This is a genomic window from Novosphingobium percolationis (assembly GCF_020179425.1).
GTDB classification, from domain to species: domain Bacteria; phylum Pseudomonadota; class Alphaproteobacteria; order Sphingomonadales; family Sphingomonadaceae; genus Novosphingobium; species Novosphingobium percolationis.
Window position 1 is genome coordinate 1 of record NZ_JAILYM010000004.1, and the last position, 24,711, is coordinate 24,711.

At 66.7% G+C, this 24,711-nt stretch carries 23 protein-coding genes, 2 tRNA genes and 1 other RNA gene; 12 read left to right on the forward strand and 14 right to left on the reverse strand.

What is annotated here, in order from left to right; genetic code table 11:
* Positions 1-185 precede the first annotated feature (185 nt).
* The 3 genes from K3A84_RS11240 to K3A84_RS11250 form a co-directional block, all read right to left on the reverse strand.
* Positions 186-261: transfer RNA gene (locus tag K3A84_RS11240), tRNA-Thr, on the reverse strand.
* A 78-nt stretch (positions 262-339) separates the two neighbouring features.
* Positions 340-774, reverse strand: a complete 435-nt coding sequence (locus tag K3A84_RS11245; protein ID WP_225009449.1) for a VOC family protein — start codon at positions 772-774, stop codon at positions 340-342.
* Positions 775-892: 118 nt separating this feature from the next.
* Positions 893-1,663 (reverse strand): TorF family putative porin, encoded by a 771-nt coding sequence (locus K3A84_RS11250; protein ID WP_225009450.1) that lies wholly within the window; start codon positions 1,661-1,663, stop codon positions 893-895.
* A 259-nt stretch (positions 1,664-1,922) separates the two neighbouring features.
* On the opposite strand from K3A84_RS11250, the gene K3A84_RS11255 reads away from it, so the two are divergent.
* Both K3A84_RS11255 and K3A84_RS11260 read left to right on the forward strand, forming a co-directional pair.
* Positions 1,923-2,708: a metallophosphoesterase family protein gene (locus K3A84_RS11255; RefSeq protein ID WP_225009451.1), complete on the forward strand. Its 786-nt coding sequence runs from the start codon at positions 1,923-1,925 to the stop codon at positions 2,706-2,708.
* 332 nt (positions 2,709-3,040) lie between these two features.
* A complete protein-coding gene (locus K3A84_RS11260) occupies positions 3,041-5,554 on the forward strand; it encodes a TonB-dependent receptor (protein ID WP_225009452.1) in 2,514 nt (837 codons plus the stop codon).
* Between the two features lie 193 nt (positions 5,555-5,747).
* Here K3A84_RS11260 and mtgA read toward each other — a convergent pair whose 3' ends face one another.
* Positions 5,748-6,464: a monofunctional biosynthetic peptidoglycan transglycosylase gene (mtgA, locus tag K3A84_RS11265; protein WP_225009453.1), complete on the reverse strand. Its 717-nt coding sequence runs from the start codon at positions 6,462-6,464 to the stop codon at positions 5,748-5,750.
* A gap of 86 nt (positions 6,465-6,550) precedes the next feature.
* Between mtgA and K3A84_RS11270 the strand changes: the two genes are divergently transcribed.
* Entirely contained in the window at positions 6,551-6,745 is a 195-nt protein-coding gene (locus K3A84_RS11270) for a hypothetical protein (protein WP_225009454.1), read from the forward strand.
* 58 nt (positions 6,746-6,803) lie between these two features.
* Here K3A84_RS11270 and rpoH read toward each other — a convergent pair whose 3' ends face one another.
* A complete protein-coding gene (gene rpoH / locus K3A84_RS11275; protein ID WP_225009455.1) occupies positions 6,804-7,706 on the reverse strand; it encodes an RNA polymerase sigma factor RpoH in 903 nt (300 codons plus the stop codon).
* A 102-nt stretch (positions 7,707-7,808) separates the two neighbouring features.
* On the reverse strand, positions 7,809-8,786 hold the full coding sequence (locus K3A84_RS11280; RefSeq protein ID WP_225009456.1) for an RluA family pseudouridine synthase: 978 nt from the start codon (positions 8,784-8,786) through the stop codon (positions 7,809-7,811).
* Between the two features lie 57 nt (positions 8,787-8,843).
* Here K3A84_RS11280 and K3A84_RS11285 point away from each other — a divergent pair, with 57 nt between their 5' ends.
* The 5 genes from K3A84_RS11285 (at position 8,844) to K3A84_RS11305 (ending at position 12,146) form a co-directional block, all read left to right on the forward strand.
* The gene (locus K3A84_RS11285; protein ID WP_225009457.1) at positions 8,844-9,239 is read left to right on the forward strand and encodes a Mov34/MPN/PAD-1 family protein; all 396 of its coding nucleotides are present in this window, start codon (positions 8,844-8,846) and stop codon (positions 9,237-9,239) included.
* Positions 9,240-9,281: 42 nt separating this feature from the next.
* Positions 9,282-9,923 carry a histidine phosphotransferase family protein gene (locus tag K3A84_RS11290; protein ID WP_225009458.1) on the forward strand — a complete coding sequence of 214 codons (642 nt, stop codon included), beginning with the start codon at positions 9,282-9,284 and terminating at the stop codon, positions 9,921-9,923.
* Positions 9,924-9,940: 17 nt separating this feature from the next.
* Entirely contained in the window at positions 9,941-10,645 is a 705-nt protein-coding gene (locus tag K3A84_RS11295) for an N-acetylmuramoyl-L-alanine amidase (protein WP_225009459.1), read from the forward strand.
* A gap of 8 nt (positions 10,646-10,653) precedes the next feature.
* Positions 10,654-11,094, forward strand: an RNA gene (gene rnpB, locus K3A84_RS11300) — RNase P RNA component class A.
* A 92-nt stretch (positions 11,095-11,186) separates the two neighbouring features.
* Positions 11,187-12,146, forward strand: a complete 960-nt coding sequence (locus K3A84_RS11305) for a cation diffusion facilitator family transporter (protein ID WP_225009460.1) — start codon at positions 11,187-11,189, stop codon at positions 12,144-12,146.
* Positions 12,147-12,210: 64 nt separating this feature from the next.
* On the opposite strand, the gene clpX is transcribed toward K3A84_RS11305, so the two are convergent.
* The 4 genes from clpX to K3A84_RS11325 all read right to left on the reverse strand — a co-directional run bounded on the left by clpX (position 12,211) and on the right by K3A84_RS11325 (position 16,225).
* Entirely contained in the window at positions 12,211-13,467 is a 1,257-nt protein-coding gene (gene clpX / locus K3A84_RS11310) for an ATP-dependent Clp protease ATP-binding subunit ClpX (RefSeq protein WP_225009461.1), read from the reverse strand.
* A 149-nt stretch (positions 13,468-13,616) separates the two neighbouring features.
* Entirely contained in the window at positions 13,617-14,312 is a 696-nt protein-coding gene (gene clpP / locus K3A84_RS11315; protein ID WP_225009857.1) for an ATP-dependent Clp endopeptidase proteolytic subunit ClpP, read from the reverse strand.
* Positions 14,313-14,508: 196 nt separating this feature from the next.
* Positions 14,509-16,077 (reverse strand): trigger factor, encoded by a 1,569-nt coding sequence (gene tig, locus K3A84_RS11320; RefSeq protein ID WP_225009462.1) that lies wholly within the window; start codon positions 16,075-16,077, stop codon positions 14,509-14,511.
* A 63-nt stretch (positions 16,078-16,140) separates the two neighbouring features.
* A tRNA-Leu gene (locus K3A84_RS11325) sits at positions 16,141-16,225 on the reverse strand.
* A gap of 155 nt (positions 16,226-16,380) precedes the next feature.
* Here K3A84_RS11325 and K3A84_RS11330 point away from each other — a divergent pair.
* Positions 16,381-16,545, forward strand: coding sequence for a hypothetical protein (locus K3A84_RS11330; protein ID WP_225009463.1), 165 nt, complete (start codon positions 16,381-16,383; stop codon positions 16,543-16,545).
* Between the two features lie 3 nt (positions 16,546-16,548).
* Here the strand turns inward: K3A84_RS11330 and sppA are convergent, their stop codons facing one another.
* Entirely contained in the window at positions 16,549-18,435 is a 1,887-nt protein-coding gene (gene sppA / locus K3A84_RS11335) for a signal peptide peptidase SppA (RefSeq protein ID WP_225009464.1), read from the reverse strand.
* 84 nt (positions 18,436-18,519) lie between these two features.
* On the opposite strand from sppA, the gene K3A84_RS11340 reads away from it, so the two are divergent.
* Both K3A84_RS11340 and K3A84_RS11345 read left to right on the forward strand, forming a co-directional pair.
* Positions 18,520-19,548: an aspartate carbamoyltransferase catalytic subunit gene (locus K3A84_RS11340; protein ID WP_225009465.1), complete on the forward strand. Its 1,029-nt coding sequence runs from the start codon at positions 18,520-18,522 to the stop codon at positions 19,546-19,548.
* A complete protein-coding gene (locus K3A84_RS11345; protein WP_225009466.1) occupies positions 19,545-20,777 on the forward strand; it encodes a dihydroorotase in 1,233 nt (410 codons plus the stop codon). The genes K3A84_RS11340 and K3A84_RS11345 overlap by 4 nt, the downstream gene beginning before the upstream one ends.
* A 67-nt stretch (positions 20,778-20,844) precedes the next feature.
* On the opposite strand, the gene K3A84_RS11350 is transcribed toward K3A84_RS11345, so the two are convergent.
* From K3A84_RS11350 to K3A84_RS11360, 3 genes are read right to left on the reverse strand one after another with little or no spacing between them, the layout of a single operon-like run.
* Positions 20,845-22,104: an SPOR domain-containing protein gene (locus tag K3A84_RS11350; protein WP_225009467.1), complete on the reverse strand. Its 1,260-nt coding sequence runs from the start codon at positions 22,102-22,104 to the stop codon at positions 20,845-20,847.
* A gap of 19 nt (positions 22,105-22,123) precedes the next feature.
* On the reverse strand, positions 22,124-22,633 hold the full coding sequence (locus tag K3A84_RS11355) for a hypothetical protein (protein WP_225009468.1): 510 nt from the start codon (positions 22,631-22,633) through the stop codon (positions 22,124-22,126).
* Between the two features lie 14 nt (positions 22,634-22,647).
* Complete coding sequence (locus K3A84_RS11360; RefSeq protein ID WP_225009858.1) at positions 22,648-23,376, reverse strand: AAA family ATPase; 729 nt, start codon at positions 23,374-23,376, stop codon at positions 22,648-22,650.
* A 204-nt stretch (positions 23,377-23,580) separates the two neighbouring features.
* On the opposite strand from K3A84_RS11360, the gene K3A84_RS11365 reads away from it, so the two are divergent.
* On the forward strand, positions 23,581-24,708 hold the full coding sequence (locus K3A84_RS11365; RefSeq protein WP_225009469.1) for an SPOR domain-containing protein: 1,128 nt from the start codon (positions 23,581-23,583) through the stop codon (positions 24,706-24,708).
* Positions 24,709-24,711: the final 3 nt, after the last annotated feature.

The following is a 24,711-nucleotide window of genomic DNA, read 5'->3' on the forward strand; positions in this document are numbered from 1 at the left end:
CAAACGGCCAGTTACAGGCAAAATGTTGTTAGCACATCCGGTTTTGCCCCCAAACCCACGCCTAGCAAAATCAAATACTTACCAGCTCGCGTTCCCTGCGTGTTCCGCCGGCACTGTTCAACTTGGGCCTAACGGCCGTTGGTACAGAACCGATGATTTTGCTTGGGAAAGCACCTTAAGGAAGGTGGTGCCGCTTAGGTGACTCGAACACCTGACCCCATCATTACGAATGATGTGCTCTACCGGCTGAGCTAAAGCGGCGTGCCTTGTGGGCAGGGGCGCGCTTTAGCCAGCAGGTCAGGTGGTGGCAAGGGGTTTTGGCGCTGTTTTTTTGCGCCCTCACCAGCTGCCGATGTTTTCCATGCTGGCCCAGGGTTCCTGCACCGGCAGGCGGCCCTTCTGGAGCAGTTCGACCGAGATGCCGTCGGGCGACTTGACGAAGGCCATGTAGCCGTCACGCGGGGGGCGGTGGAGGGTATGGCCGGCATCAATCACGCGCTGGCACGTGGCGTAGATGTCGTCGACCTCGAACGCGAGGTGGCCGAAGTTGCGTCCGCCGGCATAGGCCTCGCCCGCGCCGCCTTCGGGGGGCCAGTTGTAGGTCAGTTCGACTTCGGCGATGCCTTCCTGACCGGGCGCGGCGAGGAAGATCAGGGTGAAGCGGCCCGCCTCGCTTTCGTGGCGGCGCACTTCTTCAAGCCCAAGCAGGGCGAAGAAGGCAATCGTCGCATCCGGGTCGGTCACGCGGATCATCGAATGCAGGAACTTGGTCACGGGCGCACGCTCTTTCGTGGATGGACGTTCACGAGAGATAGAGCGGCCGCTGAAAAAGCCAAGGGCCTGTGCCGCGATGCGGCACAGGCCCTGGTGTCCGGCGCAAATGCGCCTCGCGTCAGAAGGTCGCGGTGAGCGAGACCACCGCGACGTCCTTGGCCGCGCGGTAGGTTTCGAACGACGAGGTGACCGGCTTGAGCGCCGCATCCTTCTTGCCGACATTGGTGCCGACCCACGAGACGTCGAGCGTCAGGTTCTTGTAGGTGGCGCCGACGCCGACCGAGTAGTCGAGGTATTGCTTGGTCCAGTCGAACGCGCCGCCGGTGTGGCCGAGGTGCGAGTGGACGGTCAGCGGCGTGTTGGGGATCGCGCCCGACAGCTCGCCATAGACGTAGGTATTCGAGTGCGTGGGATAGATGCGCAGGTTCTTCTGCGCGGGCGCGAAGTTCACGCCGGCCTTGGCGTTGACCGGGCCGACCGCGCCCGAAAGCGAGCCGTAGACTTCATAGTAATTGCCGCCCGGCGCACCCGGATAGAGGTAGCCATAGACGCCGACGTCGGCGTTGATGCCGCTGCTGCCCAGCGCATGGGCGAAGCCGCCGTAGACGTCGATCTCGGTGCCGCCGATGTTCACCGCGCTGTTACCCGCAGTGGCGCTGGAGCCCCAGGTGGAAACGTAGAAGCCCGAGCTGTGCGAGATCGTGATCGCGCCCTGCACCGCCGGCTTGTTGTCCGACTGGGCGATGCCGCGGAAGCGGTACTGGCTGACGACGGCCGCAGAGCCGGTGATCTTGATGTCGCTCGGCGGAGCGGTCTCGTCGGCCATCGCAGGCGTGGCGACGGCGACAAAGAGGGTCGAGGCCAGGAGGGCCTTGATGGACGTGCGCATGGTCTTTCCTTTTCTAGGTCTTGACGCGTCGTCCCACCTGCGCCGGAAGCGCCATCCTCTGTAATCCTCCACGCTGGGGATACGGGACGGCTTTGGTTCCGGCAGAGCTACAGGTGCCGTGTCATGTTGCAGCGCACAAGCAAAATGTGTCCGAATATTTCCGGCTTGCTTCGGAATGTGGCATTTTCGCACCACGTGGGCGCAACCGCTTGTGCAGTGCGGCACAATGGTCCTATCTGGTACGTGTTAACACGCCACCATGCTGAAGAAGCTCCGCTCCCTCCTCTCCGGCCAGCCTGACGCGCCGGCGATCATTCCCACCATTCCGGCGGGCCAGCGGATCTATGCCATCGGCGACGTGCATGGCCGACTCGACTTGTTCGAGGACCTGATCGCGCGGATCGACGCGGACGACGCGGCACGCGAAAGCGCCGACACCACGGTGATCCTGCTGGGCGATCTGGTCGATCGCGGCCCCGATAGTGCCGGCGTGGTGCGCCGCGCGCGCGAATGGGCGACGCAGCGCCATGTGCGCGCGATCGCGGGCAACCACGAGGAGATGTTCCTCGGCAGCTTCGATCGCGACGACACGCTGCGTCACTTCCTGCGCCACGGCGGACGTGAGACGCTGCTGAGCTACATGGACTACGACACTTATGCGCGCACCACCATCGAGGAACTGCGCGCGATGCTGCCCGACGTGGTGCCGGATGAGGACGTCGCCTACATGCGGGCCATGGAGGATGCCATCCGCATCGGCGACTATCTGTTCGTCCATGCCGGCATCCGTCCCGGCGTGCCGGTCGAGGAACAGCAGACGGCGGACCTGCGCTGGATCCGGCGGGAGTTCATCGAAGATCGGGCGCCGCGCGATTTCGTGGTGGTTCACGGCCATACCATCGCCGACGAACCCGAACTGCGGCCCACGCGCATCGGCATCGATACCGGCGCTTTCGCCTCGGGCCGCCTGACCGCGATCGGGCTGGAAGGCACGGCGCGCTGGCTGCTGTGCGCCGAGCGCCTGCCGGAAGACCAGCCCGCCTGAGGCCACCGGCACGCTACCTTATCCCAGGATATAAATAGATATTTAAGGCTGCATCCCCCAGCTTTCCGGGCCGCGTTGCAGCATGGCCACACCCGCATCAAGAGTCTGAAACAGATCGATATTTTGAAATAATATATCGCAGTGCAGCACACATACTTTCGTTTATTTCGAGGCCGCCGCCACCCGCCCGCAGCGCCACCCGAAGCTGTCATTTTAGTGTCATCGGAAACCGTTTTGACGCCCTTGCCCCTGCGAGATAGTCGCAGCCGGGTTCGCACCAAGACCGGCCAGGCGTCGCCCTCCCGCGCCCGGCCCAGCAAACGGGGTTTCCGATGCAACGCAATTTCCTCCTCGCCGCCAGCGCGCTCGCGATCGTCGCGGGCGGCCAGACCGCACAGGCGCAATCGACCGGATCGGCCGATGTCGAGGACGCCATCGTCGTCACCGGCGCGCGCGGCGAGACCGCCGTCAATGGCATCAAGGCGCCCGACACCCCCAAGGCCAAGGCCGTGCTGACGCAGGAGCTGATCGCGCGCCAGAACCCCGGCAAGGCGATCTTCGACACGATCAACATCGTGCCCGGCGTCAACTTCACCAGCACCGACCCCTACGGCGCGGGCGGCGGCAACCTGCGCATCCGCGGCTTCGACGGCGCGCGTATCTCTGCCACGTTCGACGGCATTCAGGTCAACGATTCGGGCAACTACGCGCTCTACACCAACCAGCAGCTCGATTCGGAGCTGATCGAGCAGGTCAACATCAACTTCGGCGCGACCGACGTGGACAGCCCGACCGCCAGCGCCGCCGGCGGCACGGTCAACTACCGCACGCGCCTGCCCAAGCAGGACCTTGGCGCCACCTTCAACTACTCGCACGGCACTTATGACTACAATCGCGTGTTCGGCGCGATCGACACCGGCGAGATCGGCCCCTGGGGCACGCGCGCCTTCGTGGCAGCGAGCAACACCCGCTACGACCAGTTCCGTGGGCCGGGCGAGATCAGGAAGACGCAGTACAACGCGCGCATCTACCAGCCGCTGGGCGGCAATGGCGATTTCGTTTCGATCGCCGGGCACTACAACCAGAACCGCAACAACTTCTATCGCCGCGTCGGCGTGAACGACATGCGCACGCTGCTGGGCACCGACACGGTTCCCGTGACCGGCTCGATCACGCCTGCGACCCCGCTCGACCTGTCGAAGATCAGCTCGTCGCAGTACGATACGCTGTTCGGCTACAACAACGACGCTTCGTGCACGCTGGGGCCGAAGGGCGAAGTGCCCGCTGCGGCGACCGGCACGTGCGGGGGATATTACGGCCTGTCGATCAACCCGTCGGATACGGGCAACCTGCGCTTCAATTCGCGCTTCACGCTGGCGAGCAACCTGATCCTGACGGTCGACGCCAGCTACCAGTACACGCTGGCCAATGGCGGCGGCAGCTCGGTCTTTGCCGAAAGCGATGCGGCGGCGGGCACCAATGGCGCCTACAACCGCCAGGGCAGCCGCCTGGGCGCGGGTGTCGCGGCGGGCGCGGACCTCAACGGCGATGGCGACCTGTCGGACTTCGTGCGGCTCTACTTCCCGTCGAACACGCGCACGCACCGCATCGGCGGCACCGCATCGCTGCGCTGGGACATCGAGCCGGGCCAGACCGTGCGCCTTGCCTATACCTATGATCGCGCGCGCCACCGCCAGACGGGCGAAGCGGGCTACCTGCAGAGCAACGGCAACCCGCTCGACGATTTCGGCGGCATTTCGGCGGGCGCGGCGGCGGTCGATGCGGCGGGCAACGTCATCCAGAAGCGCGACCGCCTGTCCTATGCGATCCTGCATCAGGTGGCGGGCGAATATGTCGGCCACTTCGCCGATGACGCGCTGACCTTGCAGCTCGGCGTGCGCGCGCCGTTCTTCAAGCGCAACCTGACCAACAACTGCTGGACCATCGCGGGCAGTTCGAACGACGCCTATTGCACCAGCGAGAGCGCGGCCACGGTCGCCGCGAAGTACCCGGCCTATGCCGCCCCGTACAAGGGCCGCACGGTCAGCTACAACACCGTGCTGCCGAACGCGGGCTTCGTCTACAAGGTGACGCCCGCCGTCAGCGTGTTCGGCAACTTCAGCCAGGGCTTCTCCGCCCCGCGCACCGACAACCTCTATGCGTTCGACGGCGTGAAGATCCAGCCGACCATCGACGTGAAGCCGGAGCGCACCAACTCGTTCGACCTTGGCCTGCGCTATGGCTCAGGCAAGGTGCAGGCGCAGCTTTCCGGCTGGTACATCGGCTACAAGAACCGCATCATCTCCTCGCAGGTGCTGCTGGAAGACGGTTCTTCGCTCAACATCGACCGCAACGTCGGGCGCGTGAAGAGCTATGGCGTCGATGCCAGCGTCGCGTTCAAGCCGGTGGACATGGTCTCGCTCTACGCCTTCGGGTCGTGGATCAGCGCCAAGCTGCAGGACAACGTGCTCGATGCCGCAGGCAACGTCAGCTCGGCCACCAAGGACAAGTTCGTGGCCGAAACGCCCAAGTGGCAGGTCGGCGGGCGCGTGCAGTTCGATCTCGATCCGGTGTCGGTGGGCGTGCAGGGCAAGTATGTCGGCAAGCGCTACCTGACCGACATCAACGACGTGATCGCGCCGAGCTACACCACGGTGGATCTCGATGCGCGCTATCGCATCGGCAAGATCGGGCGCGGTTCGGCGTGGCTGCAGCTCAACGTGATCAACCTGTTCGACAAGCAGTACTTCGCCAACCTGTCTACCCAGCCGCAGGCTTCGAACAACCCGCAGGTCGAATTCGGCGCGCCGCGCACGATCGTCGGGTCGATCAACCTCGACTTCTGAGGACCGGGGGGCGCGCTGTGTCCATTTGCACAGCGCGCCGCATCGCCCTTGCATAGTCGTACGTAGAACGGCGCAGTGCGGGGGCCACCCCAATGGATTACCCTGTCGCCACGGAACTTCCGGCGGGACAGGCGTACACCTTAGCCGGAACGGGGGCCGTCTCTTGTCGGGGCGGCCCCCGCTTTCGTTCAGGTCACCGATAGACGCAGCCATCGTAGTCGCCGCGCACGACATTGACCCGCGCGGCGATGGCGTTGCCATGGCGGCGGGTAAAGCCGCTGGCGCCGACGACTTCGCGCTTCTTGGGCGCGGGGAACGCCGCCGCGATTCGCGCCGCCTCCACCCGGCTGAGGCTGGCCGCGCCCTTGTTGTAGTAGCGCTGTGCCCCCGCTTCGACACCATAGGTGCCAATCCCAGTCTCCGCGACGTTGAGGTAGACTTCCATGATCCGCCGCTTGCCCCAGATCTGTTCGATCAGCAGCGTGAACCAGGCCTCCAGCCCTTTGCGGAAATAGCCGCCACCCTGCCACAGGAACACGTTCTTCGCGGTTTGCTGGCTGATGGTGGAGCCGCCCCGAATACGCCCGCCTTGCAGGTTGCGCTGGAAGGCCTTCTGCATGGCGTCGGTATCAAAGCCCGAATGGCTGCAGAACTTCGAATCCTCGCCCGCAATGGCCGCATCGACCATGTTGCGGTCGATCGCCGAAAGGCTGGTCCAGTCCTTGGTCGCCCCGTTGGGGTCCATCGCCATGGTCAGCGTATAGGGCACCGGCACGAACTTGTAGACCAGCGTCAGGCCGACCGACACGGCGAGGAAGATCACGATACCCCGGCCGATCCACCAGCCGAGGCGATAGGCGAAGCCGCGGGACTTCGTCGGGCGGGAGGGGCTGAGCGCTTTGGAAACCATCCCCGCAATTAGCCATGCCCGCGCCCTCCAATCAATCCGGCAACGCCCGCTTGCCCACGTCCTTGGCGCGGCCTATTCCCCCCACCATGCCCAAGACTTCCTCGACCCGCATCTGGACAATCTTCATCGCCGCTTCGCTCGGCCTGCTGGGGCTGCTGCTGCTGCCCGCAGCAGACGATGGCTTCAACCGGACGGTGGTGATCTCGCAAGTCGTGCTGTGGCTGGGGGTGACCCTGATCTGCGGGCTGGGGCTGCGGCTCTACCTGAAAGCTGGCGCCTGAAACGCGGAACGGCCGGAGTCTCCCCCGGCCGTTCCTGTTTGAAAGGGCAGGAATTCGCTCAGCCGACGGCCAGCAGCCTGCGTTCACCGGCGATCTTCTGGATCGCCTTCTGCAGCTTTTCGAAGGCGCGCACCTCGATCTGGCGCACGCGCTCGCGGCTGACGTTGTAGACCTGGCTCAGCTCCTCGAGCGTCTTGGGTTCGTCGACGAGGCGACGGTCGGTGAGGATGTGGCGCTCGCGATCGTTGAGGCTTTCCATCGCCTCGACCAGCAGTTCGTGCCGCACCTGAGCCTCTTCGGCGTCGGCCACGGTTTCGTCCTGCAGCGGGCGATCATCGGTCAACCAGTCCTGCCAGGAGCCTTCGCCATCCTCGCGCATCGAGACGTTGAGCGACGCATCGCCGCCCATCATCATGCGCCGGTTCATGTTGACCACTTCCTGCTCAGGAACGCCCAAGTCGGTCGCGATCTTGCGCACGTCGTCCGGATGCAGGTCGGTATCCTCGAAGGCTTCGAGGTTCTTCTTCATCCGGCGCAGGTTGAAGAACAGCTTCTTCTGCGCGGCAGTGGTGCCCATCTTCACGAGCGACCAGCTGCGCAGGATGAATTCCTGCATCGAAGCCTTGATCCACCACATGGCGTAGGTCGCCAGGCGGAAGCCCCGGTCGGGCTCGAACTTCTTGACGCCCTGCATCAGCCCGATGTTGCCTTCGCTGATCAGCTCGGACACCGGCAGGCCATAGCCGCGATAGCCCATGGCAATCTTGGCCACGAGCCGAAGATGGCTGGTCACCAGTTGCGCAGCGGCCTGGGGATCCCCATGTTCCTGATATCGCTTAGCGAGCATGTATTCCTGCTCGGCCGTGAGGACCGGGAACTTGCGGATCTCGGAAAGATAGCGATTGAGGCTGGCTTCCCCGTTGAGCGCGGGGACGCTGGTCGCCTTGGTCTTCTCGCTCACCTGAACACTTCCTTTCGTCGCGTCGGCACCCCGATGCCCAACCCCTAACGGGCGTCTGGCGGTGGGGCCACACATGGAATCTACGCGGGCTGAAACTCTATACTACAACCTGGCCATAAGCGCTGCACCCTGTTCCTGAGCGCATAGTTCGACGATGAGTTCCCGCATGTCGACGGGCGTCGAGCTGGCAAAATGGAGCGCCGTGCCGCTGACCGGATGGAGGAACCCCAGTTCGGCGGCATGGAGCGCCTGACGGCGGAAGCCGAGGCGCTGCAGGATCGGGCGGATGCGCGAAGGGGGACGTCCATAGACAGGGTCGCCCAATAGCGCATGGCCGATTGACGCGAGGTGAACGCGCACCTGGTGGGTTCTCCCCGTCTCCAGCCGGCATTCGACCAGCGCCGCCCCGTCGAGCACTTCGAGCGTGCGGTAATGCGTGACCGCATGCTTACCGCGCCCATCCTCCACCAACGCCATCTTCTTGCGATCATGATTCGACCGCGCGATCGCGCCGCGCACCGTGCCCGCAGGCGGCACGGGCGTGCCCGCCGTCACCGCCTTGTAGGCCCGCACGATCGAATGGTCGGCAAACTGCCTGGCCAGCCCCTCGTGCGCGACGTCCGTCTTGGCGACGACCAGCAGGCCCGATGTATCCTTGTCAATGCGGTGGACGATGCCGGGCCGGGCCACGCCGCCGATGCCCGAAAGCTGCCCGGCGCAATGGTGCAGCAGCGCGTTGACCAGCGTGCCGTCGGGGTTGCCCGCGGCCGGATGAACGACGAGCCCCGCCGGCTTGTCGACAACGATCAGGTCGGCATCTTCATAGACCACGACCAGCGGAATATCCTGCGCCACGGCTTCGGCAGGCGCGGCCTCGGGCACGCGAATCGAAAACGGCGTGCCCTCGGCCACCTTGGCCGAAGCCTGCCGCGCCACCTTTCCGGCGAGCGCGATCCGGCCTTCGTCCAACAGCGCCTTGATACGTTCGCGCGAAAGGCCCGACGCATCGGCCAGCGCCCGGTCGAGCCTGAGGCCGCCGGGGGTGATGATGCCTTCAATGATCGCGTCGTTTGCCCCCATGTTGTTGGATATGGGAAGGCTTGCGCTTCCAACAAGGGGGGCTCTAGGGTTCCGGCCATGGCGCTTACCATCGCTCCGCCCGCACTCGCCGCGATGCTCGATACTGCGGCGCGCTCGCATCCGCTGGAGTGCTGCGGGCTGCTGCTCGGACATGGGCAGCACATCGCCTCAGCGCAGCCTGCGGACAACCTCGCGCCCGATCCAGCGCGTCATTTCGAGATCGATCCGGGCGCGCTGCTCGCCGCCCACAAGGCCGCGCGCGGCGGCGGGTCTCAGGTGCTCGGCTACTTCCATTCGCACCCCAACGGCCTTGACCGCCCATCCGCGACCGATGCCGCGAGCGCCGCCCACGATGGGCGGATCTGGGCGATCGTCGCAAATGGAGGGATTACCGTCTGGCGCGACGGCCCATCAGGGTTCGAACCGCTTTTCTATGACGTGGTTGACGGTTAAGGCTGGGACCGAAGTGTCGACATTCAGGAATTGCGCAACCCCATGACCACCGCCTCGCTCGATCTCGCCAGCCTGCTGTGCTCGCGGCTGTGCCACGACCTGTTGAGCCCGGTAGGCGCGATGACCAACGGCCTGGAACTTCTCGCCGACGAGAAGGACCCGGACATGCGCGCCAAGTGCTTCGAACTGCTCGAACAGAGCGCGCGGATTTCGGCGGACAAGCTGCGCTTCTTCCGCCTCGCGTTCGGCGCAGCTGGCGGCTTTGGCGAAATGGTGCCGCTGCACGAGGCGCGCGGGCTGGTCGATGCGTTGGTCGGCGACAATGGCCGCATCACCGTCAACTGGGTGTTGGGCAGCGACGCCCTGTCCAAGAGCGCGATCAAGATCCTGCTCAACCTGGCGCTGATCGGCATCGACGCCCTGGTGCGCGGCGGCACGCTGGATATCGGCGCCGAAGCGGGCGCGCAGGCCACAGAGATCGTGATCCGTGCCAGCGGCGCGCGAGTCGCGTTCGATCCCGCCGTGGGCCAGGCGCTCGACGGCTCGCTGCCGACTGCTGAACTTTCCAGCAAGACCGCGCCTGCGGCGATGGTCCAGCTGATCGCCGCGCAGATGGGCGGCGGGGTGCAGGTCCATGCCACCCCCGAGGCGCTGCTGCTCGGCGCGGTGCTGCCCTCGGCCTGAGCGCGGACGCCAGATCCATGAACCGCTGGCTCGTCCACAAGGAGGTTCCCTCTCCCAACTGGAACGAGCGCAAGTTGCCGGTTTCGATGGTCGTGCTGCACTACACCGGCATGCGGACCGGGGCCGAGGCGCTGGAGCGCATGTGCGATCCCGCAGCGGAAGTCAGCGCGCACTACATGATCGACGAGGACGGCACCGTCACCCGGCTCGTGCCCGAGGACAAGCGCGCATGGCACGCCGGGCGCTCGTACTGGCGCGGCGAAACCGACATCAATTCGGCAAGCGTCGGCATCGAACTGGTCAATCCGGGGCATGAATGGGGGTATCGCCCCTTTCCCGATGCGCAGATGGAAGCGCTGGTCCCGTTGCTGGCCGACATCGTCAAACGCCACAATGTGCCGCGCGCCAACGTCGTGGGGCATTCAGACATTGCGCCCGCGCGCAAGACCGATCCCGGCGAACTGTTCGATTGGGACATGCTGGCGCGACTGCGGCTCGCGCTGCCCAATCCCAAGCTGAAGATGCGCCTGCTGTTCGACAACGAGGGGGCGTTCTTCCTCGCGCTCGAACGCTTTGGCTACGACATATCGGACCGCGCCGCCGCGATCCGCGCCTTCGAACGCCGCTGGCGCCCGCACCGCATCACCGGCGAGATCGACGGCCAGTTGGGCGCACTGCTCTTCGAACTGCTGTTGGAACGTGATCTGGGGCATGCTAGGTGACCGGTTCGCCAGGGGGCCGGGCAGCCGCGTCATCAGCTTGCTGATGCCGAGGAAAGTCCGGGCTCCACGAAACAAGGGTGGCGGGTAACGCCCGCCGGGCCGAAGGCTTCCGGCCGACGGTCAAGGGAAAGTGCCACAGAGAGCAGACCGCTGGCCCGCAAGGTCCAGTAAGGGTGAAAGGGTGCGGTAAGAGCGCACCGCGCGACTGGTGACAGAAGCGGCACGGCAAACCCCACCTGGAGCAAGATCGAATAGGGACTGCGCGCCTCCTCGCGGGGCAGGCTTGTTTCGGGCCAGCAGTCCGGGTTGATTGCTTGAGCGTTCCGGCAACGGTCCGCCTAGAGGAATGGCTGCCAGTGCCGATACGGTGTCCGGCAAGGAATCCTTTCGGGGAAACCTTGGACATACCGTCGGCGCTACAGAACCCGGCTTACAGGCCCCCTGGCGTCACGATTCTCACCTGTCGCGCTCCTTCGGCGGCTGGAACGGGCGCGCGCGTAGGCCATTGGCCCGAAAGACAGATGCGGCTAGTGGAGCCGCCATGTCCGGCGCGCACCATCATCACGATCACCACCATGACCATTCCCACGGTCACCATCACGGCCACGGGCATTCCCATGCCCCTGCCGATTTCGGCCGCGCTTTCGCGGTGGGCGTGGTCCTGAACACGGGCTTCGTCGTGGTCGAGGCGCTATATGGCGTGCTGTCCGGTTCGATGGCGCTGGTGGCCGATGCCGGCCACAACCTGTCGGACGTGCTCGGGTTGCTAATCGCCTGGGGCGCGAGCGCGCTGGTCAAGCGCCCGCCCTCGGCGCGCTTCACCTATGGCTTCAAGTCCAGCTCGATCCTGGCCGCGCTGGGTAACGCCTCGCTGCTGCTGGTGGCGCTGGGCGCGATCACGGTGGAGACACTGCGCCGCCTGCTCGACCCGCAACCGATCGAAGCCGGGCCCGTCATGATCGTCGCCGCGATCGGCATCGCCATCAACATGGGCACCGCGCTGATGTTCATGCGCGGGCGCCACCACGATATCAACGTGCGCGGCGCCTACCTGCACATGATGGCGGACGCAGCGGTTAGCGCGGGCGTCGTGCTGGCGGGGCTGGCCATCCAGTTGACCGGCGCGCTCTGGATCGATCCGGTCACCAGCCTCGTCATCGTGGCGGTAATCGCCCGCGGCACCTGGGGGCTGCTCAAGGATTCGCTGAAGATGGGCCTCCACGCCGTGCCTGCCGCCATCAACGAGGCGCAGGTGCGTGCCTTCCTCGCCAGCCAGCCAGGCGTGTGCGCGGTGCACGACCTTCACATCTGGCCGATGAGCACCACCGAAACCGCGCTGACCGCACACCTGGTGATACCCGAGGGGCATCCGGGCGATGCCTTCCTGCACCATGTCGCGCACGAACTGGAAGACGACTTCGGCATCGGCCACGCAACCTTGCAGATCGAGACCAGCCCCGACTCCCACGTCTGCGCGCTGGCGAGCGAAGCGGTGGTGTGATGCGAAAAGGGCGGACTTCCCCGAGGAAGCCCGCCCTTTAGTTTTCGTCAGAGAAGCATCGGGCTTACGCTGCCGCTTCCTTGCCCTTGAGCACGCGGACGGGTTCCTTGCGCCCCTCGACCACGTCCTTGTCGACCACGACTTCGGCGATGTCGGTTTCGGTCGGCACGTCGAACATGGTGTCGAGCAGCAGACCTTCGACGATCGAGCGTAGCCCGCGCGCGCCGGTCTTGCGTTCGATGGCCTTCTTGGCGATCGCTTCCAGGGCGTCGTCGGTAAAGGTCAGCGCCACGTCCTCCAGATCGAACAGCTTGGCATACTGCTTGACCAGCGCGTTCTTGGGTTCGCGCAGGATCTTGACCAGCGCCTCGATGTCGAGGTCCTCGAGCGTGGCGATCACCGGCAGACGACCGACGAATTCGGGGATGAGCCCGAACTTGAGCAAGTCTTCCGGCTCCGCCTTCTGGAGCAGTTCGCCCACCTTGCGCTTGTCCGGATCGGCGACATGCGCGCCAAAGCCGATCGAGCGCTTCTGCAGGCGGTCGGCGATGATCTTTTCAAGGCCGGCGAACGCACCGCCGCAGATGAACAGGATGTTGGTCGTGTCCACCTGCAGGAATTCCTGCTGCGGATGCTTGCGCCCGCCCTGGGGCGGCACCGAGGCGGTGGTGCCCTCCATCAGCTTGAGCAGCGCCTGCTGCACGCCTTCGCCCGACACGTCGCGCGTGATCGAGGGGTTTTCGGCCTTGCGGCTGATCTTGTCGATCTCGTCGATATAGACGATGCCGTGCTGCGCCTTCTCGACGTTGTAGTCTGAAGCCTGGAGCAGCTTGAGGATGATGTTCTCGACGTCCTCGCCCACGTAGCCGGCTTCGGTCAGGGTGGTGGCGTCGGCCATCGTGAAGGGCACGTCGAAGGTCTTGGCCAACGTCTGGGCCAGCAGCGTCTTGCCCGAGCCGGTGGGCCCGACGAGCAGGATGTTGCTCTTCGACAGCTCGACTTCGCCACCCTTGCCGCTGTGCTTCAGCCGCTTGTAGTGGTTGTGCACGGCGACCGAGAGCACGCGCTTGGCGCGGTCCTGCCCGATCACGTAGTCGTTGAGCGTTTCGAAGATATCGCGCGGGGTGGGGACGCCGCCGTCCTTCTTGCCGGCGAGGCCGGCCTTGGTTTCCTCGCGGATGATGTCGTTGCACAGTTCGACGCATTCATCGCAGATGAACACCGTCGGCCCGGCAATCAGCTTGCGCACCTCGTGCTGCGACTTCCCGCAGAAGCTGCAGTAGAGCGTGCTCTTGGTATCCGATCCGGAAAGCTTGGTCATTCTTCAATCCCAGGCGCCTCTCCACGAGAGACGGGCCCGGTTATCCTACTACCGCAAGGGCATTAATCAACCGGACACGAAAACAGTGAAAACCGTCTTATGCTGCGGCACCTTAGCCCTAGCTTAAGATGCCGCAGGACAAGGATGAATCAGGGAGTCGGCGCGCCACCCGAACCTTCTTCGACGCCAGTCTGGTCGGTCGCGGGGCGCGATTCGAAAACCTTGTCGACCAGGCCGAAGGCCTTGGCCTCCTCGGCTTCGAGGAACGTGTCGCGGTCCATCGCCTTCTCGATTTCTTCCAGCGAGCGGCCGGTGAACTTGACGTAGAGATCGTTCATCCGCTTGCGGATGCGCAGGATCTCGCGCGCCTGGATCTCGATGTCCGAAGCCATGCCGCGCGCGCCGCCCGAGGGCTGGTGGACCATGATCCGCGCGCTGGGCAGCGCGATGCGCATCCCCGGCTCACCCGCGGCCAGCAGGAAGCTGCCCATCGAGGCCGCCTGGCCGATGCACACGGTCGACACGCGCGGGCGGATGTACTGCATGGTGTCGTAGATCGCCATGCCCGCCGTGACGACGCCGCCCGGCGAGTTGATGTACATCGAGATGTCCTTCGATGGGTTTTCCGATTCGAGGAACAGCAGCTGCGCGACGATGACCGAGGCCATGTGGTCCTCGACTTCGCCGGTGACGAAGATGATGCGCTCGCGCAGCAAGCGCGAATAGATGTCGAAGCTGCGCTCACCGCGGCTCGACTGCTCGACCACGACCGGAATCAGCGCGCCGGTGACGGGGTCGGAGGTGAACTTTCCTTGAGCGCTGGAAGCGCCGAACAGGTCGAGCATGGGAATCCTCATGTGATTGGCGATGGCCTATGTCGCGTGCCCCGCCGCGATGTTCAAGGGCGTTAACCGCCATTGGCGATCAACACGGATACATGCCGTGCGGTTTCCCCCAAAAAGCAAGGCCCGGCGCGCTTGCTGGCGGCCGGGCCTCGCATTTGGGACGGCCTGTCCGAGCAGGCCGGACCTCGCGTCCGAATCAGGCCTCTTCGGCCTTCTTCTTGGCGGGTGCCCGCTTCTTGGCAGCGGGCTTTTCCTCGCCTTCGGCAACGGCTTCGGCCGGAGCTTCTTCCGCAGCGGCCTTCTTCTTGGCCGGAGCCTTCTTGGCGGGCTTGTCTTCGCCTTCACCAGCAGCTTCGGCCGGAGCCTCGTCCGAAGCGGCCTTCTTCTTGGCCGGGGCCTTCTTCTTGGGCTCGGCCTTGGCCGGAGCCGCGCCGTTCTCGTCGGCTTCGATCGCGGCCTGGAGTTCCTCGCGGGTCACTTCACGCTCGGTCACTTCGGCCTTGTCGAACAGGAAGTCGACGACCTTTTCCTCGTAAAGCGGGGCGCGCAGCTGGGCAGCAACCATCGGCTCTGCACGGACGTATTCGACGAAGCGCTGGCGGTCCTGTTCACGGTACTGCTGCGCCGCCTGGCGGATCAGCATTTCCATTTCCTGCGCCGTCACGACCACGCCGTTGGCCTGGCCGATTTCCGACAGCAGCAGGCCGAGACGCACGCGGCGTTCGGCGATCTTGCGGTAGTCGTCCTTTTCGGCCTCGATTTCCTTGAGGGCTTCCTCAGGGTTTTCCTCGTTGCCGGCTTCCTGCTCCAGCTGCTGCCAGATCTGCGAGAATTCGGCTTCGACCATCGAGGGCGGCACGGCGAAATCATGGCCGGCAGCGAGCTGGTCCAGCAGCGCGCGCTTCATCGCGGTGCGGGTCAGGCCGCCCGTTTCCTGTTCGAGCTGGCCCTTGAGCAGACCGCGCAGTTGTTCGATGCTTTCGAGACCGAGCATCTTGGCGAAATCGTCGTTGGCGACGAACTCACCGGGGTTCTTCACAGCCTTGACGGTAATGTCGAAGGTCGCTTCCTTGCCCTTCAGGTTCTCAGCCGGGTAGTCCTCGGGGAAGGTCACGGTGATGACCTTCTCGTCACCCTTCTTGGCGCCGACGAGCTGCTCCTCGAAGCCCGGGATGAAGCGGCCCGAGCCGATCTCGAGCGCCTGGTCTTCAGCCGCGCCGCCGTCGAAGGGCACGCCGTCGACCTTGCCGAGGAAATCGATGATCAGCTGGTCGCCGTCCTTCGCCTCGGCGCCTTCCTCGGCGTCGGTGAACGACTTCTGGCCCGAAGCAATGCGCTCGATCTGTTCGTCGACCTGCGATTCCTCGACCGGCACGACCAGCTTTTCGAGCTTGAGGCCATCGAGCGAGGGCAGCGTGATTTCGGGCAGCACTTCGAGGCTGACGGTCAGCTCGGCGTCCTTGCCTTCCTCGTAGCCTTCGGCCAGCGCGACATCCGGGTTCATCGCCGGGCGCAGCTTGTGGTCGGCGACGAGCTTGTCCATCGCTTCGCGGATCGTGGTCTGGAGCGCTTCCTGGTGGAGCGCCGGGCCGTGCATCTTGCGCACGAGGTTGGCGGGCACCTTGCCGGGGCGGAAGCCGGGCATGCGCACCTGCGGCGCGATCTTGGTGATCTCGCCTTCGACGCGCGAAGCGATGTCAGCCGCCGCGATGGTCACGGTGTAGGCGCGCTTCAGGCCCTCGTTGCTGGTTTCGACGATCTGCATCTGTGATCCAACTTTCTCGTAAGACTGCACGTCAATTTGGGGACGGAGCCGACCCGGCGGCTCTGGTGCGGGCGAAGGGACTCGAACCCCCACATCTTGCGATGGCAGGACCTAAACCTGCTGCGTCTACCAGTTCCGCCACGCCCGCATCCGGCGAAAAGCGAGCGGTGCCCCTATCGTACGCGCGGGGAAAGGGCAAGCGCCCTTGGCCAGGCGCCGATTTGCCGTGCCGGATGGGGGCGGAACCGTGCTACCCTTGATCCCGTTTCCCTGCATTCGCAGAGCACAAGGACATCCCCGCCCATGGCCACCCAGCCCGACCGCATAGACCCGCAATCGCCGCCCGAAACGCCCCCAACGCCGACGCCCGACGAAGGCCCCGTCGGCCAACCCGGCGAGATCGAGTTTCCTGCGCCCGACACGATCGAACCGGGCGCGCCGAGCGAGACGCCCGCGCCCACCGATTGAGGGTCAGCCGACGAGACGCACCAGCAGCGCCAGCAGACCGCTGCGCTGCTGCGCGGCGTTGGCGCGCACCGGCGCAAACCCCGCACATTCAAGACAATAGGCCTGCGCGCCTGCCCCGCCGGTCAGCCGTTCCAGGTCGGCTACGAGCCGGTCGGCCAGCCGCAACTGCTGGCGCGCCACCAGCCCTGCGATATCGCGCGCGCCGACATGGCTCTCGCTCTGGTCGGCATTGGTGCCCGTCATCTGTTCGAGCACGCTCTGGAACGGATCGTCGCTGCCGCCCAGCCAGACCGGATGCCATGTCGTCGCCCCCGCCTTTTTCGCGGCATAGGCGAGCGCCTCCTCCACCCCGCCGAACTGGTCGACAAGCCCGATCTGCCGCGCCGTGCCGCCGTCCCACACGCGCCCTTGCGCGATGCTGTCGACATCCTGCGCCGACTTTCCGCGAGACTTGCCGACCAGGCCGAGGAAGCGCGCGTAGATCGCCTCCACTTCGGCCTGCGTCACCGCCGAGATCTGCGGATTCAGACCGCCGATCACGTCGGGCTGGCCCGACAGCGCGGTGGTGCGCACCCCATCGGTGGTCACGCCCAGCTTGGCCAGCGCGTCCTCGAAGCTGGGAATTACCGCAAAGACGCCGATCGAGCCGGTGATGGTTGACGGCTCGGCGAAGATCCGGTCGGCAGGCGTGGAAACCCAGTAACCGCCGCTCGCTGCAAGACTGCCCATCGACACCACGACCGGAACCTTGCGCGCCTTCATCCGCGCGATGGCCGCTCGGATGCGCTCGGAGGCGGGCACCGAACCGCCGGGCGAATCGACGCGCACGACCAGCGCGGCGTACTTGTCGCTCGCCGCCGCCTGGTCGATCAGGTCGGCAATGCGGTCGCCGCCCGCCACGCCCGGCCCCGCATCGCCATCGACGATATCGCCCGCCACAGTCACAACCGCGATGGCCTTGCCAGAACTGGGCTCGGGCCGATCGGCGAGGTAGGCTCCCAGCTTGGTCGCACGGAAGGCGCCTTCCGACCCCGTCGGGTCTGCCCCGACGATCTCGGCCACGCGCTTGCCAAAGGCCACCTTGTCGCCCACGCGGTCGACCAGCCCGGCCTTGACCGCCGCCTGCGCGGCATCGCCGCCCGAAGCCGCCAGCCATGCGGCGGGATCGCGGGTCACGCCATCAAGGTCCACGCGAGGCCGCGCCTTCTTCACGTCGGCCTGCCAGTTCGCCCACAGCGCGCCGAGCAGGCCGGTCAGGTTCTCCTTCGCCTCGGGCGAGGCCTCGGTGCGCAGGAACGGCTCGACCGCGCTCTTGTAGGTACCGACCTTAAACACGTGGGCCTTGACCTGCAGCTTGTCGAGCAGCGCCTTGTAGTAGAGCTGGGTGCCGCCCGGCCCGGTGACCGCGACGCCGCCCACCGGATCGACCCACGCCTCGGTGGAATGCGCGGCGAGCAGCACGGCATCGTCGGTGTAGAGCATCGCGCGCACCAGCACCGGCTTCTTCGCCGCGCGCACCTTGTCCATCGCCGCGCCGATGCGCTCCATCGCCACCTGGCTGCCGCCGCCGAAGTCCTGCAGGTCGAGCACCACGGCCTTGATGCGCGAATCGTCGGCCGCCGATTCGATCCCGCGCGCAAGATCGCGGGTCTGCACCTCGTGCCGGGGCGCATCGCGCGACAGCAACAGCGCGGTGGCATTGAGCCGGGTCTTTTCCTCCACCACCGGCCCGTCGAGAGCGATGTAGAGCGCGCCCTCGCGCACCATGCCCGGAGTCGGCCGCAGCATCAGCGCGGCGTAAAGCGCCCAGAAGAACAGCAGGAGCAGGACGAGGACGAGGCCGTCCTTGATGGCGACGAGGATCTTCCAGACCGAGCGGGCAAAGTTCATGGGGGATATCTACGGGCCGCAGCGCGAACTTGCCACCCCGAACCCTTGAGCCGCCGTCCCTTGCAGACTAACGCGTGGTCTTCGATGCAACCATCGAACATTCCCTCCGGCAATCGCTATCCCACGGGCGGCCTCGCCTTCCCGCACCGCGACCTGACCGGCATCGCCCAGCTCGCCCGGCACGAGATCCTCTACCTGCTCGACGAGGCGGAACAGTGGGTCGAACTGAACCGCCAGCCGCACAAGCGGGCCGAAGTGCTGTCAGGCCTGACGATCATCAATGCCTTCTTCGAGAATTCGACGCGCACGCTGTTGAGCTTCGAGATCGCGGGCAAGCGGCTGGGGGCCGACGTCGTCAACATGCACGCCGCCACCAGCAGCGTGAAGAAGGGCGAAACGCTGATCGACACGGCGATGACGCTCAACGCCATGCGCGCCGACGCCATCGTCATCCGCCACGGCAGTTCGGGCGCGGTGCGGCTGATCGCCGAAAAGGTCGATTGCCCCGTGCTCAACGCGGGCGACGGGCAGCACGAACACCCGACGCAGGCGCTGCTCGATGCGCTGACGATCCGCCACGCACTGAAGCTTGCGCCCGGCAGCGACCTCAACGGGCTGAAGGTCACCATCTGCGGCGATATCCTGCACAGCCGCGTCGCGCGCTCGAACATCCTCAGCCTGACCGCGCTGGGCGCGGACATCAGCGTCTGCGCCCCGCCCGCGCTCATGCCCGCCGAAATCGAGGCGATGGGCGTGCAGGTGTTCCACGATTTCGACGCCGCGCTGAAGGGCGCGCAGATCGTGATGATGCTGCGTTTGCAGCAGGAACGGATGCAGGGCCAGTTCATCCCCTCGCCGCGCGAATACCGCCACCTCTATGGGTTGACGCTCGACCGGCTGGCCAAGGCGGACCCTGCCGCGCTGGTGATGCATCCCGGGCCGATGAATCGGGGCGTCGAGATCGACAGCCAAGTGGCCGACCATCCCACGCGCAGCCTGATCACCAATCAGGTCGAACGCGGCGTCGCCATCCGTATGGCCTGCCTCGACGTGCTGACGCGCCGCGCCCGCCGCCTGCCCGGCTGGGACGCGCTTGAAGGAGCAGTTGCATGATCCCGCGTCCGCTGACGATCACCGGCGGTCGGCTGGTCCTGCCCACGGGCGCGCCAGCCGCGGGGGCCTTGCGCTGCGTCGATGGGCACATTGTCGCGCTGGGGCCGGACGTGACGCCGCAGGAAGGCGACGAGGTGGTCGATGCGAGGGGCGCTCTGGTCGCGCCCGGGCTGGTCGACCTCGGCGTCTTCGCGGTGGACAAGCCCGCCTTCCACTTCGGCGGCATCACTCGCGCCGCGCTGATGCCAGATCAGGGCCCGCCGCTCGATCACCCGGCGCGCGTGCGCTTTGCCGCGCAAAGCGGCAAGCCCGACATGTGGGTCCACCCGCTCGCAGCCGCAACCGTGGGCCTCGAAGGCGCGCACCTCGCCGAACTGGCACTGATGCGCGATGCGGGCGCCCGCGCGGTTGCGACCGGACGCCAGTGGATCGGCGATTCGGGCGTGATGCTGCGCCTGCTGTCCTATTGTGCGATGCTGGACCTCGTCGTGGTCACCCATGCCGAGGACGCGGGCGTGACCGGCAGCGCCGTCGCCACCGCGGGCGAGATGGCAACGCGCATGGGCTTGCCCTCCGCGCCTGCCGAGGCCGAGGCGCTGGCCGTGGCGCGCGACATCGCGCTGGCCGAGATGACCGGCGCGCGCGTGCATTTCCGGCAGGTAACGACCGCGCGCGCGCTCGATCTGGTGCGCGCCGCCAAGGAAAAGGGCGTGCGCGTGACCGCAGGCGTTACCCCGGCGCACTTCATGCTGTCAGACCTCGAACTCGCCAGTTTCCGCACCTATTGCCGCCTCTCGCCGCCGCTGCGCAGCGATGCCGATCGCAAGGCGGTGATCGCGGCTATTGCCGATGGCACGATCGACGTGATCGGATCGGGCCATGACCCGCGCGGGGCCGAGGACAAGCGCCTGCCCTTCAGCGATGCCGAGCCCGGCATGGCAGGCGCCGAAACGCTGCTGCCGCTGACGCTGACGCTGGTGCGCGATGGCCATATCGACATGGCGCGCGCGTTCGAACTGCTCGCAGGCAATCCCGCGGCGCTGCTCGGCGTGTCCGCGGGCAGACTGTACGTCGGCGCGCAGGCGGACGTGGCGCTGATCGATCCCGAACGCCCATGGATCGTCAACTCGGACAAGATGGCCGCCGCAGCCGGCAACACCCCGTTCGACCGCCGCCCGGTCGAAGGCCGCGTGCTGGCGCTGTTCAAGGGTGGCGCGCGGATCGACTAAGCCACGAAAATGGGGCCGGACGTTTCCGTCCGGCCCCAGTTGGTTCATTCAGGGGTATGCAATAAGCTCAACGCCTGCGAGCGAAACGGGTTTCCGCGACATGGCCCGGAACGGAGCGAACGGGTGCCGCCATCACGAGGCATGCGCCGCCCCTGGCCTTGATCTGGCCGCACATCGTGCCCGCGCGGGCAAAGCCCTCGAAGCCCGCCGCCTGCACGCGCCACAACGTGCGCCCGTTGACGGTCGTGCGCACGATCAGGCTCTTGTGTCCGGCCAGCGCCGGATTGACCTTGGCATAGTGCCGCCACGCGCGCTGCGCGCCCTGCTCGCTGGCGAAGGCGCCCAACTGCACGAGGTGGCTGCCACCCGTGGCCACGGCCCGAACCGGCGCGGGCACATTGCGGACCCGTACACGGGCGGGCAGTGCATCGACCGCCAACAGCAAGCCAGCTGGCGCGCGCGAAGCATCGGCCACGACTGGAGCGGGCTCTGCCACGGGCAGCGCAGGCAGTTCCTGCACCGCCGCTTGCGCCAGCATGGGTGCCGCGTCGGCGGCAACAGGCGCGGCAGGAGCCGCATCGGCCCGGCGCACGCCTTGCGTGTCGGGGAAATTGGCAAGCGCGAGCGCCTGCGGTTGCCCGGCATCGGCGCGGACCGGCGCGCCGAGCAGGCCGGCGACGCGGGTGCGACTGTCGCGCGGGTTCGAATTGAGCAGCCATTCCTGCATCCGCCCGTCCAGCTGGTCTGCGGGCACGTCCTGCGACGCCATCACGCGCGCATCGCGCCACAGCCCGGCAAGCGCATAGGCATAGGCGAGGTTCTGGCGGGTCTTGGGCGTGTTCTCGCCGCTGCGCAGCGCACCGATCAGCACGCTCACGCCTTCGGGCGCGCGGCCCGCGAGCGCAAGAGCGAGGCCGTAGTCGGCCGATGGCAGCGCCGCGCGATAGGCGACCAGCGTATCGATCGCGCTGTCGCGCTGGCCCAGCGCGATGTCGGCGAGCGCAAGGCTGAGCGCAGCCTTGCCGCTGTCCTCGCCCAGCTGCATCGCCTCGTCATAAGCCTGGCGCGCGGATTCGAAGCGACCGCTGCGCAGATAGGCATTGCCCAGCAGCGTGCGGTAGGCCGGGTTGCGCGGATCGGCGAGCACGGCCTTTTCGGCCAGCGCGACGCCGCGTTCGCTGCCGACGGCAGCCTCGGCCCCGGCGGCGAACTTCGAGGCGTGCGGGCCCGAGGCGGTGCAACCGGCCAGCAGGCCGATGGCGAGCGCGCTCGACAAGCCCATACGCAGGGCCTTGTTGGAAAGCGGGAATTGGGCGCGGGTCGTCATGACATGCGATCTTTCAGGTTCAACTGCTGCGGGCACGACGGACAAGTTCGTCCATGCCGGGAATGTCGTTAAGAAATGCATCGAGCGCGTCGAGGACGACTGCTTGCGCGCTGCGGTTGTCGAGGCTGGCGGCAAGGCGCAGCGCCAGGTGCCGATCGGCGTCGAGCCGCAGTGTGAAGGCGGCCTTGCGCCCTTCCTTCAGCGCCTCGCCCTTGCGGCGCGAGGGGCGCGGGCTCGCGTGCGCCTCTGCTGCCGCGACGCGCGCATCCATCGCGACCTTGCGCGTGATCACGTTGGCCAGCGAATCGAGCTGGCGCAGCACTTCCGGGCGCTCCGGGGCGGCGCTAGGCACCGTATCGGGGGTGATCGCCACCACCGGCGCAGGCTCCCCCATGTCGTTCCAGCCGAGATCGTCGGCGTCGAAATCGCCCCCCAGCGCCTGGAGCGGCGAGCGCATCGCGGGGCGCGCTTCACCCTTGCGCGCAAGCAGGCCCGAAGTCAGCGAGGCGAAGGCGCGGGCTTCACGCATGGCCACGGCTCCCTTCACGACACCACGCGGCGGCCGAAGCCGCCTGTCGGACGCGGCGCGCCGGCGACCGCCATCGGCGTCGCCATGGCCGCCTGCGGCACCGCGAACACGGTGCGGCGGAAGTTCTTTTCGAGCCGTTCGGACACGTACGTCCACAGGTTGGTCACTTCCTGCGCCGACTTGCCCGAAGGATCGACTTCCATCACCGTGCGCCCGTCGATCATCGAGGCCGCAAAGTCGGTGCGGTGGTGCAGCGTGACCGGCGCGACCGTGCCGTGCTGCGACAGCGCGACAGCGGCCTCGGAGGTAATGCGCGCCTTGGGCGTGGCGGCGTTGACCACGAAGATCAATGGCTTGCCCGCGCGCTCGCACAGATCGACCGTGGCGCCCACCGCGCGCAAATCGTGCGGGCTGGGCCGGGTAGGCACGACGACCAGTTCGGCCACCGCGATCACCGACTGGATCGCCATGGTGATGGCGGGCGGCGTATCGATCACCGCCAGCTTGAAACCCTGCTGGCGCAGGATTGCCAGATCGGCGGAAAGCCTTGCAACGGTGGTCTGGGCAAAGGCGGGAAACTCGGCCTCGCGCTCGTTCCACCAGTCGGTCAGCGAGCCTTGCGGATCAATGTCGATCAGCACGACCGGCCCTGCGCCCGCGCGCTGCGCCTGGACGGCGAGGTGCCCGGACAAGGTCGTCTTGCCCGATCCGCCCTTCTGCGAAGCCAATGCCAGTACGCGCACCATTTCCCCCTGGAAGTCCTGAACAGGAACGCTCGTAGGGATCGCAGAACAGACTGAAGTATTGGTTAACGACCGCCCCACGCCGGGCCGCGCAAGGTCCGCAGGCCGTCAAGGCTTTGCTAACGCGTCGTTGACTATATGCGGCATTGTATCGCCTGTATTTTGCGCCGCAGACTCGCCCATCCGGAAGGACCAATTCGCCCCATGCGCCGCCCCGCCCCGTTCCTCGCCACGATCGCGGCGCTGGCCGCAACGCCCGCGCTGGCCGACGTCCGCGCCGGAGTCGAAGCCTGGACGCGCGGCGACTACGCCCGCGCGATCAAGGAATGGGAAGGCCCCGCCGCCAAGGGCGATGCCGATGCGCAGTTCGACATGGGCCAGGCCTACAAGCTGGGCCGCGGCGTGACGCCCGACCTTGCCAGGGCCGAACAGTTCTATCGCGCCGCCGCCGAGCAGGGCCACGCCCGCGCCGCCGACAATTATGGCCTGCTGCTGTTCCAGTCCGGACGGCAACAGCAGGCGATGCCCTGGCTCGAACAATCCGCCGAGCGGGGCGAGCCGCGCGCGCAGTACCTTGTCGGCGTGGCGGCGTTCAACGGCGACTTCGCCCCGCGCGACTGGGTGCGCGCCTATGCCCTGCTGACCCGTGCCGCCGCGAGCGACCTGCCGCAGGCGCTGAGCGGACTTGCCACGATGAACCAGACCATCCCGCTCGAACAGCGCCAGCAGGGCATCGCGCTTTCGGGCGAGTTGCAACAGCGCGAGGCGCGGGCGCGCGCGATCCAACTCGGCGGCGCTGACCTTGCCGCCAAAGCTCGCTCGGCGCCCGATGCGCCGCCCGCCGCTGCAACGCCGGTCCCGGCCGCCCCGGCTCCACCGGCACAGGCCCAGCCGTTCCGCGTGGTGGGCGAACATGCGTCCGTGAAACAGGCCGTTCCCGCTTACGCCAGCGAGCCGGGGCGCCCGGTCGTTGTCGGCGCCGAACAGGCGGGCGCGGTAATGCTGCCGCCGCGCACCACGCCACGCGCCACGGTCGCCGCGCCCGTGCCCTACACGCCGCCGACGCCCGACATGGTGCGCGTTGCCTCACGCCCTGCCGCCAGCGGTGCATGGCGCGTGCAACTCGGCGCGTTCGGCAGCAAGGCCAATGCCGATGCACTGTGGAGCAAGGTCCGCGCACGGCCCGAAATCGCAGGGCACGCCCGCATCGACCTGCCCGCGCAGGGCGTCAGCCGCCTTCAGGCGGGGGGCTTTGCCAACGAGGCTACGGCCAGCCGCGCCTGCGCCGCGCTCAAGGCTGGTGGGCTCGCATGCCTGGTGGTAAAGCCCTGAGCG

Coding starts and splice junctions, on each gene's coding strand:
- K3A84_RS11250 (WP_225009450.1), bottom strand. CDS start 1,663: ATGCGCACGTCCATCAAGGCCCTCCTGGCCTCGACCCTCTTTGTCGCC.
- K3A84_RS11255 (WP_225009451.1), top strand. CDS start 1,923: ATGCTGAAGAAGCTCCGCTCCCTCCTCTCCGGCCAGCCTGACGCGCCG.
- K3A84_RS11260 (WP_225009452.1), top strand. CDS start 3,041: ATGCAACGCAATTTCCTCCTCGCCGCCAGCGCGCTCGCGATCGTCGCG.
- mtgA (WP_225009453.1), bottom strand. CDS start 6,464: ATGGTTTCCAAAGCGCTCAGCCCCTCCCGCCCGACGAAGTCCCGCGGC.
- K3A84_RS11270 (WP_225009454.1), top strand. CDS start 6,551: ATGCCCAAGACTTCCTCGACCCGCATCTGGACAATCTTCATCGCCGCT.
- K3A84_RS11280 (WP_225009456.1), bottom strand. CDS start 8,786: ATGGGGGCAAACGACGCGATCATTGAAGGCATCATCACCCCCGGCGGC.
- K3A84_RS11285 (WP_225009457.1), top strand. CDS start 8,844: ATGGCGCTTACCATCGCTCCGCCCGCACTCGCCGCGATGCTCGATACT.
- K3A84_RS11290 (WP_225009458.1), top strand. CDS start 9,282: ATGACCACCGCCTCGCTCGATCTCGCCAGCCTGCTGTGCTCGCGGCTG.
- K3A84_RS11295 (WP_225009459.1), top strand. CDS start 9,941: ATGAACCGCTGGCTCGTCCACAAGGAGGTTCCCTCTCCCAACTGGAAC.
- K3A84_RS11305 (WP_225009460.1), top strand. CDS start 11,187: ATGTCCGGCGCGCACCATCATCACGATCACCACCATGACCATTCCCAC.
- clpX (WP_225009461.1), bottom strand. CDS start 13,467: ATGACCAAGCTTTCCGGATCGGATACCAAGAGCACGCTCTACTGCAGC.
- clpP (WP_225009857.1), bottom strand. CDS start 14,312: ATGCTCGACCTGTTCGGCGCTTCCAGCGCTCAAGGAAAGTTCACCTCC.
- tig (WP_225009462.1), bottom strand. CDS start 16,077: ATGCAGATCGTCGAAACCAGCAACGAGGGCCTGAAGCGCGCCTACACC.
- K3A84_RS11330 (WP_225009463.1), top strand. CDS start 16,381: ATGGCCACCCAGCCCGACCGCATAGACCCGCAATCGCCGCCCGAAACG.
- sppA (WP_225009464.1), bottom strand. CDS start 18,435: ATGAACTTTGCCCGCTCGGTCTGGAAGATCCTCGTCGCCATCAAGGAC.
- K3A84_RS11340 (WP_225009465.1), top strand. CDS start 18,520: ATGCAACCATCGAACATTCCCTCCGGCAATCGCTATCCCACGGGCGGC.
- K3A84_RS11345 (WP_225009466.1), top strand. CDS start 19,545: ATGATCCCGCGTCCGCTGACGATCACCGGCGGTCGGCTGGTCCTGCCC.
- K3A84_RS11350 (WP_225009467.1), bottom strand. CDS start 22,104: ATGACGACCCGCGCCCAATTCCCGCTTTCCAACAAGGCCCTGCGTATG.
- K3A84_RS11355 (WP_225009468.1), bottom strand. CDS start 22,633: ATGCGTGAAGCCCGCGCCTTCGCCTCGCTGACTTCGGGCCTGCTTGCG.
- K3A84_RS11365 (WP_225009469.1), top strand. CDS start 23,581: ATGCGCCGCCCCGCCCCGTTCCTCGCCACGATCGCGGCGCTGGCCGCA.